Consider the following 13,155-nt stretch of genomic DNA (forward strand, 5'->3'; position numbering starts at 1 on the left):
GTCAAATCTCTCAGATCATCCTCTGACCGGGGCTGAAAAATCCATCATCAATCAGACCGTTGCCAGGGCTTTGTTATTGATGTTGCGCCCATACCGGCGCTTGTGCTCCAGCTTCCGCTCGAGCGAAGTGATGACCGGCTCGCAGAAGTCCACTCCGAAAAGAACCTCGGCGCTGCCGAGTCCCCCGGGGCTGAAGACGTTCACCTCCATCAGCTTGTCGCCCACCATGTCGAGACCGACGAACCAGAGTCCGTCGTGAATCAGCTTCGGTCGGACTGCATCGACCAGCGCGAGCATTTCATCGGTGACCTCGACTTTGGCCACGCTTCCCCCCGCCGTAATGTTGCTTCTAATGTCTCCGCTCTTGTTGACTCGCCTGAAAGCAGCGTACTCACCGCTCTTTGACAGCAGCGGCTGGCCGTTCATGACGAAGAGTCTGACGTCTCCCTTTCTCGCCTCGGCGAGGTACTCCTGGACCACGACGTAGCCATCACGGCTGATCGCCTCGATCATCTGGTTCAGATTCGACGGATCATCGTCGCGAACCAGGAACACGCCAGTTCCGCCGGAACCCTGAAGCGGCTTAATCACCGCATCCCCGTCGAGCGCGCGGATGAAACTCTTGATTCCCTTCGGATCTCTCGAGATCAATGTTCGCGGCCGCACCTCCTCCGGGAAGTGCTGGAAGTAGGTTTTGTTGAGCGCGTTCGCGAGTGAGAAGGGGTCGTTGAGAACGATGACGCCGCGGCGGACCGCGAGTTGTGCGAAGAGAAGGGGGCTCAGCTGGGCCCACGGCCGTTCGACGCTGTCGGCGGCGGGGTCGTTTCTGAGGAGGACCACATCGAAGTCGTCGAGGCTCACGTCCTCTTCGATGGCCGAGTCTCCTCTGAGAATCTCGAGGTACTTTTCCCCCGAGGTTGCTTTACTTCTCTTGGGGAGACTGCGTGCTGAAGCGTGAACGATGCCGTCTTCGGACTGAAAGAATGAATCGACTTCGATCGTCCAGACTTCGTGGCCCATCTTACGGGCGACGACCGAAAGTCTGGTCGTCGTGTAGACGGCGAGCTCGCTCTCGATCGAGTTGACGACGAGTGCCAGTCTCATGCGGCATTACTCCTGAGATCGAGCACGGTACGACCGTGTCGCAACGCTTCGATCTTGGTTTTCGATTCGGGAAAGTCGAGATAGCGGGGACGAAGAGGTGGCGGTACGAGAATCTCCCGGCGCAGCAGCTCGCGGACGACCGGGATGTGCGATTCGGTGATCTTTCCCATGTAGAGGATCTCCATGTCACCGCCGTCGGCGAGGTAGTCGAGCAGATTGCGCAGTCCCCGGAGATAGATGGCATCCTTGGTCAGGCCGCCACCGCGCCAGACTCGAACGACGATTCCGAAAGCCTGACGGGGGGTGAAGCGGTGCTGATCGACGAGCTCATGGAAGGCATCATCGAAGGCGACTTCCTCGGTCCGCCTGCTGACTGCGATCACCCGGCCGGCCAGGAGCCGCAGCCGGGCGTCGCTGAGCTGGCCGACGAGATACTCCGCGAGAACGGCGAGGCCCTCCTGAAGCTCGTCGTACCCCGCCAGCCCCGTGTAAAGCTGCTCGAGCCGCTGGCTCTTTCCGTTCAGCCACGTGACGATGTGGGTTCCGACCTCGTGATGAAGCAGGGCATCGAGCCGGCTCCGCGGAATGGAGAGCGTCGAGGGGATGCAGAGGGTGCCGTTGGTGACCATCAGGCTCGTGATCTCGGGAAGCACTTCGACTCCCGCCTCGACCCCGGGCAACTGATCCCTGTAATGATCGAGCTCCTCGCGGGCCAGTCGCTCGAAAGCACCCGCGTCGATTCGATCCTCAGTCGGGGTTTTCGACGTCGGAGGATCGACCGTGGAAAGAATCTCGCCGGCCAGCTCCGCGAGCTCCTGCTCGACCGGACCGTAGAGCTGCAGACTGTTGTAGATGAATCGGTCGGTGTTCCTCTCCTCGAGCATCGTCAGCATGCGGGCGAGCTCGGCGCGCTTTTCACGAAAAAGATGGCAGAGTGTCGGATCCTCCACCTCGTCGATCGGAATCCGATAGAGGTCCCCCTTGGCAATTTCGGGATCGATGGTGAGCCGGCGGTATTCGAAGCGCGGCTCTCCTCGAAACCCGCTCTCCTGAAACTCTCTCCATGCCTGCTGCTGGTTGACGGGAGTCACGTCGAGAAGAAACCCGAAGCTGTCGGCGATGCGCGTGAGCTCACGATCGACGACCCAGTCGGAATCGATGACCTCATGCCTTCCGAGCGATTCGAAGTGCGCAGGCTGACAGTGGGTATTGCTGCGACAGAATGAAAATGCGGTTCTCTGAAGCGCGCGTGAAAGTTGCCGGCGGAGCTCCTGGAGTACGATCGGAAATGGCTGTCCCGTGGCGGGATTCACGTGGACCGGAGTGATCTCGAGTGCGATATGGATCGAGCTCGGCATCGTTTCGAGCGGTGGCGGCTCGGTGTCGATGATCTCGATGACCGCGTTTTCGTCGAAAAGCCGGATCGGTTCCAGGCTCTCGGCGAGAACCCTCGCGATCGGTTGTGGGGCTTCGCCGGCACATATCCGAAACGATGGCCGTGGGACTGACCGCCCCTCGGTCTTCGGAACGTCGCGGAGCACGCCGTTCACAATTTCGATGATCAGTAGTGGGTCGGGCAGGATTGCCGACTCGATGGTCCCGATGAGAGATTCGGCGACCGAGCCCTCTGCCGGCGCCACCAGGCACGAAGACTCGGTGAGTACGAAAAGCTCGCTCTCCCAGCTCCTCTGGTCCTCGGGAGGTCGGTAGAAAAAGAGAAACGGCAGCTGCCGCTCGAAATAGAGCCAGCCCCATTCGGGAAGACCGAGTCTGACCGTCCGGCCGTCCCGAATCGAATTCGTGACTTCGTTGAGCTCTTCGGCCGAGACCGATTCGAGCTGGCGTTCGGCAACGATCATCGAAGCACCGCTTCCAGAAGTTCGACCAGGCCGCGCGTCATCTCCTCATATGCCTGAATGATTCCCTGGTCGGGCTCGCCGGTCCACTCGTTCATGAATGTCTTCTTGAGCTCGACGGCGATGGAGCAACCCGAATTCGGAAAAGAGCGATGAATCCAGCGAGGGAGCTCACCACCCCGGAACCGCACATTCTCCCGGACGTCGAGCTTCCGTCCGGCCCGGTCGAAACGTCGCATTTCCCTCATCACACCGTCGACGATACTGGTCCAGCGATCCCGTTCCATCGACCCGGTCCCGATGTTGATGTCGGGATTGTCGTTCTGGGCTTCAGGCTGCGCGTCGGGTCCCAGGCGGCGGTAGTTGTAAGAGTGAATGTCGAGCAAAGCGAACTTTCCGTGCGTCTCGACCTTCGCTTCGAGAATTTCCTCGAGCTCGCGATAGAACTCGTCGTACATCCAAAGGGATCGGGCGATGACTTCTGTCGATGGTTCGGTCCTCCAGAGATCGAGTCCCCATGCATCATCCGGCTCGCGGTAGACCGCCTTCGCGCGTGGACGGTTCAGGTCGACTTCGAATCTGGAGGTTTCCACGATCAGGTGGGTCGGAGCCCGCGCCGCCCAGCGGCCTGTAAAAGGATCCTCTTCACGCAGCCTCGCTCCGTCGTCGAGCTTTGTCAGTGCGAGAAGCTCATCGCGGATATGGTGGCCGTGATGGATTGCGGTCGCGATGACGGGCCCGTTGCCGATGGTCGTGGTCCAGCCTTCTGACACAGGGGTGCCTGTCGCGAGAACTGTGCCGGGCGACGTTTCTGATCCATCGATTCTCGGCTAGGGGTGGCGAACGCCGCGACGTCTGGGAGGCGACTGGGGAGAATCGTCTTCCGCGGGGGCGAATCCGATCAGCGCCCGATGGACGTTCCCCCACGGCTGCTCGGGGCGGCGCGTCGATTGCCAGACTACCCAGGGAGCGAGTGGATCGATGAACGAGATCCGATCGCAATCGATGTCGAGTCTCTCGAATTCAGCGGGCCCGAGCGGCTGGCCCTCGAGGCCAAGCTCGACGCGGCCAGCCTCGCACGGAGCTCCGCGGCTCAGCCAGCCGAGGTGCCAGCCGCTGCCGGACGGTTCCACGCTGACCGGCTCCTCGGCCATGAAGGCTGCCGTCACCACGCTGCCGCCCACGACCGAGGCGTTCGGGTCGACGACGAGCGAGCGAACGCGAGCACTCGAATCGACCCATGCGATCAATCCCAGATCACCGCGTCGCGAAAGGACGGGGTTCTCGAGGCCCATCGATGCGTCTGCCAGAAGGCGGCGCCTCGTGATCACCTGAAGAGAGGCGTCGTAGACATCGGCCGTCCTGGCTCCCTCAGGGTCTCCGGAGATCACGATCAGGCGATCGTCGAAGACCAGGAGGCCCTCGGAATCGCTCGCGCGCTCGGGAGTATTTGCCTGGAATTTGATCGCGAGCGAGTCATGATCGAGAAGCAGGAGTCTGCCGGTCGGCGAGCCCGCCGTGAACTGGAGCCTCAGCAACAGGCCGGCAGGGCCGGACGCCATCTGGGTCAGCGAGAGTGGACCGGGAATCTCGAGCGTGGCCTGGCTGACCGGAACGGGAAAGAGGGCGAGCGTGTCCAGACGCCAGATCCGGATCTCGAGCGTACAGCCGGTCGCGATGCAGCGCTGATTGGCTCCTGCGATGTAGATGTCGGTTCCGTGGCGCGCGAGACGTATCTCGCTGAACGGATTCATGGAGATCACGACGGGAGCGGGGAGAATGAGACCCTCGTGAGTTGCGAGGTTTGCCCTGATCCGTCCGTCTTCGGTCCAGAGAAGCAGCTTCGTTTCGGCGTCCCATTCCTCGATCCAGGGAAGCGCAAACGTGTTCGCTGCCCGATTCGAGAGCGTTGCTTCAATTTCGAAGTTTCGGCCGTCGAGCCTGAGAATCTGGATGCCTGTTCTCTCGGTAGTCGTCAGGGTCCAGACCTTCGAATCGCGGACGAAGATCGCGCCTGACCCGAGACCGAAGAGCGAATGTTCTACTCCCATGACGGTTCCGTCCAACGACAGTCGATGGGTCTCCGTAGCGTACGGCGAGGAATCGAATTGCCCGCAGGAGAGAATGGTGGTGCTCGCCATGAGGTCAGCCGAGATGGCGGAGCAACGCTGCTCGAGTGAGAGCGGGGGGCCGATCAGGTCGGAAGATCCGTCGAATCTGACGACCGCCTGACGGACGCTCTGAGTGTGATCGAACCGGTCCTCCAACAGCACTGCGAGCACGAGTTTTTCGTCCTTCCACACCATCGAGGTGTCGCGGACTTCCGCGCCTGCGGGAATCGGCATGAGCGTCCGGGAGTCCACGATCTGGTTTCCGACGATGCGGCTGAGACGGACCTCGGAGTCTGTCTGCATGGCGAGCGCCACGGTGTCTCCGCTCAGTGACGCGGCAGCGAGCAGGCGCGCATTGGAGGCGACCACGGAGGGGGATCCGATCGGCTGGCCGTCGGGCGTGAGAAAAACTCCTTCGATCCGATTTTGAATCTCCGAGCCGATCTGCTGTCGTCTGGTCCAGAAAACGCGCCACTGATGGCCCAGTCCGACCGCGTCGATCGAGGTAAGGACCGAATCACCGATCGTCACCTCGCCTGCAGCGATGACCGGGTCCGAAAAGGGGAGCCCTTCCGAGTCGTAAATCTGTACGCGAACATCCTCGCCACTCCACGCGATCAGAAACGAAGTGCCATTGGATGCGGCCGCTTCGAGCGATCCGGTTCCGACGTATTCGCGCGCCTGACGCAGCGGGATGCCATTGAACGCGACCGCGCGGCGATAGATGTCGTGGAGATCACCCTCCGGTCCGTCAGCCCAGACCGCCAGCATACCGTCGGAACCGCCGACGAGGGCCACCGGCCTTCCACCGTCGACGCCGGCACCCATCGGTGAAGGATCGATCAGCGGACCGTAGAGAGTGAATCCGGCTGCGGTGGTGGCGACCAGGATGAAGATCGTCAGGACACGTTTCACTGACCTCCACGATACGGCATGCGAACGCGTGCGTCCACAGGTTTCGGAACCCCAGCCGGAAAGAGAGACGCGCAGTCGGGATGATTGCGGGACCGGGAAGAACCCGACGGCCAGACGGTTTGATAAGGGTCGCGAAGCAACCACGAAAGGAGTCGTAATGGCGGAAGCAGGTGCGCGCATCGGATCGATCGGCCTCATTGGCCTCGGCGCGATGGGCAGGGGATTCGCTCAACAGCTCGGAGAGAACGACGTTCGTGTCGTTGTCTGGGATCTCGATCCCCGGAAACTCGAGGCCGCCGCGGACGAGCTGGGTGTCGAGAAGGCGGCGTCCCTCAGGGAGCTGGTGAGCGCTCTTCCTGCTCCCCGCGCTTTTCTGATCATGATCCCCCCCGGTTCGCGCATCGATGATCTGGTCGAGCTGATGCTTCCTCATCTGGGTGAGGGCGACATCATCATCGATGGCGGAAACTCGTTTTACGAAGATACGGCGAGGCGCGGCCGGAAATTGAAAAAGCGCGGCATCCGCTTCGTCGGCATGGGCGTATCGGGCGGACCGGACGGAGCGCTTCGAGGCGCTGCTCTGATGCCTTCGTGCGATGAGGAAACGTGGGAAGTGATCGAGCCGCTTCTCAGAGCCGTCGCGGCGAAGGGTGCCGATGGTCCGTCGCTCGGGCGCATCGGGATCGATGGGGCGGGCCACTTCGTGAAGATGGTCCACAACGGGATCGAGCTCGGTATCACACAGGCTCTCGCCGAGACCTATGCGATGACACGCGACCTCATGGGCTACGACGCTGAAGCATCCGCCGACTTTTTCGATGCGGCGGGGGAGGAGCCGTTCGGCTCGTATTTTCTCGATCTCGCGTCGCGTGTGCTTCGCACGGGTGATGGAAACGGCGGCAGCGGAAAGATGGTCGACAGGATCGGTGACCAGGCCGACATGAACGGGCACGGGCTCGATATCGTCCGGGCGGCTCTCGAGCTGGGAATGCCGATACCGTCGATCTCAGCAGCGGTCAACGCCCGCAGGATCTCCTTCATGAAGGATCATCGGGAGCTTCTCTCGGAGATCATCAGCCCTGCCCCCAGGGCGATGGAACCGAACCGGCGGGAAGAGCTTTCGAGCGTTCTGACGGAGGCGCTGCATGCTTCGATCGCATGCATCTACGTGCAGGGCTTCGATCTGATCCGGACGGCATCGACGAGGTTCGGATGGCATCTCGACCTTTCGGAGATCGCTCGTGTCTGGAAGAACGGGTGCGTCGTCCGGACCCAGCTTCTCGAAGTGTTCTGCACGACGTGTCGTGACAAGCCACAGGCGACCTCGTTGTTGATCTGCCGGCACATCTCGCAATTGATCTCGGAGAGACGTGAAGCGTGGCGTCGCTGTGTCGGGATCGCGCAGGAGCACGAGGTTTCGGTGCCGCTGATGGCGGCGAGTCTCGCCTGGTTCGACGGGATGCGTACACAGCGTTTGCCGCAGAATCTGGCTCAGGCTCTTCGCGATGCATGCGGCCGCCACGGGATCGAGATTCTCGACGATCCGGGCGTGCTCCGCCATGGTGACTGGGTCGAAGAGACGGTGGCGAGCTGATCGGTCAGTAGTTCCGATCGGTCGTTGCAACGAGCGGGACCGTTCGAACCTCGAGAAAGGCCGGCTCGCGCCGCCCGAAAAGAGTCCCGAACGCGGCGCCGATTCCGACGACCGACAACGTGATCCAGACGATGTTGCCGACGATCGGAATGAACCGGATTGCGGTCAGAATCGCCAGGCCGGTCACGGTTCGGCTCAGATCCCCTCTGAAGATGCTCGATCGTGCCGCCTCGTGTGAGCGAGGGCCGGCCACGGCGGTTCCGAGGGCGTGGAAAACCACGACCATCCCGAAGATTTTTGCGGCCACGGCGGCTGCAGCGGTTGCCACCAGGATGATCTCTCCCAACCCCGTACCGAGTGCCCAGCTTGCGACCAGAGCGGTGACGGCAAGACTCGATACCGCCACCAATCCGAGAAAGAAGAGCCAGGCGCCCGAAATGCGCGTCTCCACCGAGGCAATGCGGATCGGACGAGGTGCGATGATCGTCAGGACGACCGACAGCAAGAGCCAGAGCAGTGCGAGTCCGATCTGCAGCTCGATCACTCCGAGGCCGGGTGAATGAGCATCGGACGACGCATCGCTCTGCACCCGGGTTCCGAGACCCGCGACGATCTTGCCGGAGACGGTCTCGGAATTCGCCCCGTCGATGGCTCCGCCGAGCACATAGAGGTTTCCGTCGACGCGCCCTTCGGCGTCGAATCGAACACGGGTTCCGAGAACCACCACGTCCCCGTCGATCGGAGCATTGATCCGAAGACTTCCTCCGATCATCTCGAGGTTGGCAACGGTCGGAGAATCGATCACCACGACTTTTCCGACGTGCAGCCGGGTCTGCGCGGGACGAGCGGCGAAAAGAGGGACTGACAGCAGCACGAGCAGGATCAGTCCGCCGGCAACGGCTCGCACGGGTCGATATCGTGATTCAGCCACGGATCCCCCTGGGGCGACGACGAAGCATGACGGCGAAGAGCCCGTTGATCACAATGAATGCCGCAACAACGGCTGCCCGGAACTCGAGTGGAGCCGTCGAGACGAGAGTGCCGAGCGACCTCGCGACATCAGGGATCTCGGTGGCGGAGGACGCCGCGCCCCGGAACATTGCGGCGATCATGTCGAGAGGGTTCGTTCCCGTTGCTGCCGCGACCAGCGCCGCGAGTGCCATCAGCATGGCACCCACCGCGACCGGTGCAAGCCATGCACGGTGGGATGCTCCTTCCCACGGCGCGACCGGCAGTCGTTCCTTCAGTACGGGACTCAGCGGCTCGACATCCGTCGACCCGAGGCTCCTTTCGACCTGTTCCAGCGTCTGAATTTCGGCGGCGCATTCGCGGCACGAGGAGAGGTGGGTCGTCTCTGCCTCCAGGGAATCGGGGCGAAAAGTGCATGTACGATGGCTCATGGCTCGAGAAAGTGCTCCAGCTCCCCTTTCAGTACGTTCCGGGCTCTGAAAAGTTTATTTTTGACTGTTCCGAGAGGCATCCCCTTGACCGCGGCAATCTCCTCGTAGCTGAGCTCGCCGAAGTGTCTGAGGTCGATCAGGTCCCGATAGTCGTCGGGGAGACGCTCGATGGCCAGCTCCATCGCCGCCGCCATCTGTTTGTTCGAGAGCGATCGGTAAGGGGAGACCTCCTCTCCTTCGACGTCCATCTCCTGCTCTCCCTCTCCATCCCTGCCAGGGCGGACGAGACTTTCCTCGATGATTCCTTTCTTCCGGACCACGTCGATCGCCGCGTTTTGCGCGATGCGAAACAGCCAGGTCGAGAACTCGTACTTCGGGTCGTAGCGATCGAGCGCCATGTAGACCTTGATGAAGATGTCCTGGGCGAGGTCGTGAGCGTCCTCGTGCCTCCGGATGATCCTTCGAACGTAGTTGACGATCCGTCGCTCGTACCGCTGCACGAGCAGCGTGAAAGCGTCCTGGTCCCCGTCGAGAGTGGCTGCGACGAGCTCCCTGTCTTCGGTTTCCTCTTGTCTGCTGATCAGCTCCGGCATCGACGTTTTTCCGTGCGATGATAAACGGAATGATCGAGATCCGGGCCCTCGGCAAGCGATATGGCGACTTCGTCGCAGTCGATGACGTCACGCTTTCGACCGAGCCGGGGGAAGTCTTCGGGTTTCTCGGGCCGAACGGAGCGGGCAAGACCACGACCATCCGGATACTCGCCGGGCTTTCGACCCCATCGTCCGGCGAGGTCCGCATCGGCGGGCTCGACGTCGTCCGTGAGGCGCGAAAGGTCAAAGCGATGACGGGATTCATCCCGGACCGCCCCCATCTGTACGAAAAGCTCACGGGGAACGAGCATCTCAGATTCGTCGCCGATCTCTACGGAGTTGCGTGGAAGTCGAGGGAGGATGAGATCGGGGAGCTGGCGTACCGCTTCGATCTCACGGACTGGCTCGACTCCCGGATCGAAAACTACTCGCACGGAATGAAGCAGAAGCTCGTGCTCATATCCTCCCTCGTTCACGAGCCGAAACTCCTGATCATCGATGAACCGATGGTCGGGCTCGACGTCCTGGCGCAGAAGCTCGTCAAGCAGCTGTTCCGGGAGGAAGCGTCGCGTGGCCGAACGATTTTTCTGACGACGCACACGATGTCTGTCGCCGAGACGGTGTGCGACCGGATGGCGATCATCCATCGCGGAAGAGTGATCGCGCGAGGCACCCCCGCCGAGATCAAGGAGCGGGGAGGGACTCCTGGCAATCCTCTCGAAGACGTCTTTCTTTCGCTGACTCATGATCCCGTCGGAGATCCGGTCCGGTGAGCCCGACCATCAGGGAAACGCGGGAGCTCTACCGCGCCGAAGCGTCTTCTCGGAGGGTCGATCCCCGGCACATGGACCTGCTTCTGGCGGATGCGATGGATCGGGAGCTCGTATGGCTCGTCGCGCACGACGAAGAAACGATACCGAGCGAAGTCGAGGACGCCTTTCACGAGATGGTGCTGAGAAGATTTCGCGGCGAGCCCCTCCAGTACATTCGTGGCTTTTGCGAGTTCTACGGCCGGAGATTCGAGACCGACGTGCGCGCTCTCGTACCGCGACCGGAGACCGAGCACGTGGTCGAAGCGGTCATCGACCGTGCGCCCCGGAACGGAAGGGTTCTCGACGTCGGAACCGGGTGCGGGGCGATCGGCGCGTCGATCGCGCTCGAGCGCCCCGACCTGCGCGTCTTTGCGAGCGACATCGCTACGGATGCCCTCTTTCTGGCGAAGCGAAATGTCTCGACCCTCGGAGCGCGCGTCCCGCTCGTCGCTTCCGACTCGGTCGATGCCTTGACCGGATCCTTCGACGTCATCGCCTCGAATCCGCCGTATGTGCCGGAGGGGATCATTCCGAGTCTCCAGACCGAGGTGCGGGACTGGGAGCCTCGTGTAGCGCTGACGGCGGGTCCGGATGAATATCGGATCGTGCGGCGGCTCATCGAAGACGGGCCGCGAATCCTCGGTTCCGAAGGCTTCATCGTCATGGAGATCGGCTTCAGCCAGCGGGACGCGGTGATGGAGCTGGCGAGGTCGGCCGGCTGGTCCGACGTGGAGTTCGTCGACGACCTCGCCGCGATTCCGCGCGTCGCGATGCTCTCGGGCTGGGCCGGAGCGCGAGAATAAGGCGTTTCTCCCGCCAGTTTCCGTTTCCGCATCTTCCAAAAACCAATGACCTGGACAGCCCTCTTTCTCTGGAGTTTTCTCGCTGCGACGATCCTGCCGGTCGGCTCGGAACCGCTGCTGATCGGATTGGTCCGCGACTCCCACACCGTCGCGTTCCCGGTCGCAATCGCAACAGTCGGAAACACGCTCGGAGCCTGTACGCTGTACTGGATGGGCACGAGGGTCGGAAAAGCATTCGCCACGAAGATCGTCGCCATGAGGGGCGGTCCGGAGGCGGTGAGGATCCTGACACGCTACGGAAAGCCGGCGCTCGTGCTTTCCTGGGTTCCGGTGTTGGGCGACCTCCTGGTCGGGCTGGCCGGAGCTGCACGAATCAGTCTCGGATCGATCATTCCGTGGATCGTCGGAGGCAAGGTTGCTCGTTATGGTGTGGTTGCCTGGCTGGCGCTGTCGATCTGACCGAGCCGGCGCACGGACCGATCGAGGGTGAGCAACAGGATCGCGAGGACGACGAGCAGCGGGAGAAGCGAAACGCGCGAGCCGACGCCGAAGAAGGGCTCTCCGAGATTGAATGCCGCCCAGTCGGTCTCCGGACTCCCGGGTTCGTGCTTCCGATAGATCTGTCTCTCCGCAACGGTCAGCCTGTTGACTCCGACCGATCCGATGAAGAAGTCGTGAAGCCATGGAGCATCGGAGATCAAAGGCGGCACGCCGGTGAGGAACGTCGGGACAATGTAATCGAACACGGGATCCTCGAGCACCTCCGGCACCTGCGGGTCGACGGCGGTCGCCAGCATGTTGATCGGGAAGCTCCACGCGAGCAGAGCGAGGACGACCAGCCTCGGGATCCGTTTCCGGATGGCGAAAAGGCCGGCCGCGATCAACGGAACGACTGGAAGGATGTAACGGGGACCGTAGGTGTAGCCTCCGTGCCAGCCATTGAAGGCGCTGAAAAACGCCAGAAAGAGCGCGATAGTCGCAGCGGATCCAACGACGAAGGGCCGGGTGCGCATTTTCCACAGTCCCGCGACCGCGACGACGAGGAAGGGCGCGAGAAAGAAGAGCCCCCTGTATTTCGACCCGAGTAGCCCCCAGAGCGCCGCGATGCTCGGAGTGTGAAGAACGCCGAGCGGTGCCCCCGGGGTGATGAACTCGACACTGGTCGACGAGATCGCCGTCGTGAAGGGCGAGCCGAACGCGTACCAGTGATACGCCATCATCAACAGCGCGAAAGGGAGCGTTGCGGCGAGAAAGCGAACCGTTCGCCGGGCCCGATCGTCGCCTCGCAGGAGAAAATACAGCGGGACGAGAGCGGCGGGAATCGACAGATAGTTGAGGCAGGCACCCATCCCCGCGCAGACTCCCGAGAGAATCGGGGAGGGACGGGACCGCGTGGCGTAGTAGAGAGCACCGAGTGTCGTGAGCGCGTTGGGAACATGCGCGAAGAGCATCGTGCCATAAGGGAGAAGTGGAGTGGCGAGCATGGTGCTCACCGCTACGAGGGCGGCCCATCGCGGCTCGACACCCCACTCGAGCCCGGTCAGGAACAGGACAACGCCGATCAGTCCGAGCGAAATCGCGCAAACGAGCGCGGTGGCCACGTACTGGTCGAGCGTCAGACGGAGCGTGGGTGACAGATCGAGGCGCCGCGTCACGAGACGCGACAGGAGGTACGAGGGTGCTGCCAGCAGTGAGATCCCGGGAGGCTTGTTGGAGTAGTAGTGGCCGTTCGAGTACGAGAGGTCGACGGTATTGTCACGGAAGTCATCGACACGAACGGATCGATGCTCGACGACGGCACGCGCCAGATCGAAGTTGACGTTCTGGTTCTGGCCGCCCCCGTTGAAAAACCAGGCGCCCGAGAGGAAGCCCATCGCGAAAATCAGGAGGGCGCTTCGTGTGCGGTGGCTCACGTCGAGAGTTTAGCCGCAACGAAAAAGAGCGGGCTTTTCAGGCCCGCTCTCGAT

12 protein-coding genes are annotated in these 13,155 nt (G+C 62.1%); 4 read left to right on the forward strand and 8 right to left on the reverse strand.

The window, feature by feature from the left end; translation table 11 throughout:
• Positions 1–51: 51 nt before the first annotated feature.
• The 4 genes from KY459_00755 to KY459_00770 are packed head-to-tail and all read right to left on the reverse strand — an operon-like array spanning position 52 to position 5,986.
• On the reverse strand, positions 52–1,104 hold the full coding sequence (locus KY459_00755) for a glutathione synthase (GenBank protein MBW3563238.1): 1,053 nt from the start codon (positions 1,102–1,104) through the stop codon (positions 52–54).
• Positions 1,101–2,963, reverse strand: coding sequence for a DUF1704 domain-containing protein (locus tag KY459_00760; GenBank protein MBW3563239.1), 1,863 nt, complete (start codon positions 2,961–2,963; stop codon positions 1,101–1,103). Before KY459_00760 ends, KY459_00755 begins: the two co-directional genes overlap by 4 nt.
• Positions 2,960–3,733, reverse strand: a complete 774-nt coding sequence (locus KY459_00765) for an N-formylglutamate amidohydrolase (protein MBW3563240.1) — start codon at positions 3,731–3,733, stop codon at positions 2,960–2,962. Before KY459_00765 ends, KY459_00760 begins: the two co-directional genes overlap by 4 nt.
• A 57-nt stretch (positions 3,734–3,790) precedes the next feature.
• Positions 3,791–5,986, reverse strand: a complete 2,196-nt coding sequence (locus tag KY459_00770) for a hypothetical protein (protein MBW3563241.1) — start codon at positions 5,984–5,986, stop codon at positions 3,791–3,793.
• Between the two features lie 157 nt (positions 5,987–6,143).
• Here KY459_00770 and gndA point away from each other — a divergent pair, with 157 nt between their 5' ends.
• Positions 6,144–7,580: an NADP-dependent phosphogluconate dehydrogenase gene (gene gndA, locus KY459_00775; GenBank protein ID MBW3563242.1), complete on the forward strand. Its 1,437-nt coding sequence runs from the start codon at positions 6,144–6,146 to the stop codon at positions 7,578–7,580.
• Between the two features lie 4 nt (positions 7,581–7,584).
• On the opposite strand, the gene KY459_00780 is transcribed toward gndA, so the two are convergent.
• From KY459_00780 to KY459_00790, 3 genes are read right to left on the reverse strand one after another with little or no spacing between them, the layout of a single operon-like run.
• The gene (locus KY459_00780; GenBank protein MBW3563243.1) at positions 7,585–8,487 is read right to left on the reverse strand and encodes a hypothetical protein; all 903 of its coding nucleotides are present in this window, start codon (positions 8,485–8,487) and stop codon (positions 7,585–7,587) included.
• Between the two features lie 16 nt (positions 8,488–8,503).
• Positions 8,504–8,980 (reverse strand): hypothetical protein, encoded by a 477-nt coding sequence (locus KY459_00785; protein MBW3563244.1) that lies wholly within the window; start codon positions 8,978–8,980, stop codon positions 8,504–8,506.
• The gene (locus tag KY459_00790; protein MBW3563245.1) at positions 8,977–9,573 is read right to left on the reverse strand and encodes a sigma-70 family RNA polymerase sigma factor; all 597 of its coding nucleotides are present in this window, start codon (positions 9,571–9,573) and stop codon (positions 8,977–8,979) included. The genes KY459_00785 and KY459_00790 overlap by 4 nt, the downstream gene beginning before the upstream one ends.
• 29 nt (positions 9,574–9,602) lie before the next feature.
• On the opposite strand from KY459_00790, the gene KY459_00795 reads away from it, so the two are divergent.
• From KY459_00795 to KY459_00805, 3 genes are read left to right on the forward strand one after another with little or no spacing between them, the layout of a single operon-like run.
• Positions 9,603–10,346 (forward strand): ABC transporter ATP-binding protein, encoded by a 744-nt coding sequence (locus KY459_00795; GenBank protein MBW3563246.1) that lies wholly within the window; start codon positions 9,603–9,605, stop codon positions 10,344–10,346.
• Positions 10,343–11,188 (forward strand): peptide chain release factor N(5)-glutamine methyltransferase, encoded by an 846-nt coding sequence (gene prmC / locus KY459_00800; protein ID MBW3563247.1) that lies wholly within the window; start codon positions 10,343–10,345, stop codon positions 11,186–11,188. Before KY459_00795 ends, prmC begins: the two co-directional genes overlap by 4 nt.
• 45 nt (positions 11,189–11,233) lie before the next feature.
• Complete coding sequence (locus KY459_00805; protein MBW3563248.1) at positions 11,234–11,647, forward strand: DedA family protein; 414 nt, start codon at positions 11,234–11,236, stop codon at positions 11,645–11,647.
• On the opposite strand, the gene KY459_00810 is transcribed toward KY459_00805, so the two are convergent.
• Complete coding sequence (locus KY459_00810; GenBank protein ID MBW3563249.1) at positions 11,611–13,101, reverse strand: hypothetical protein; 1,491 nt, start codon at positions 13,099–13,101, stop codon at positions 11,611–11,613. The genes KY459_00805 and KY459_00810 overlap by 37 nt on opposite strands.
• Positions 13,102–13,155: the final 54 nt, after the last annotated feature.

The sequence above is a fragment of the Acidobacteriota bacterium genome (genome assembly GCA_019347945.1).
GTDB lineage: Bacteria > Acidobacteriota > Thermoanaerobaculia > Gp7-AA8 > JAHWKK01 > JAHWKK01.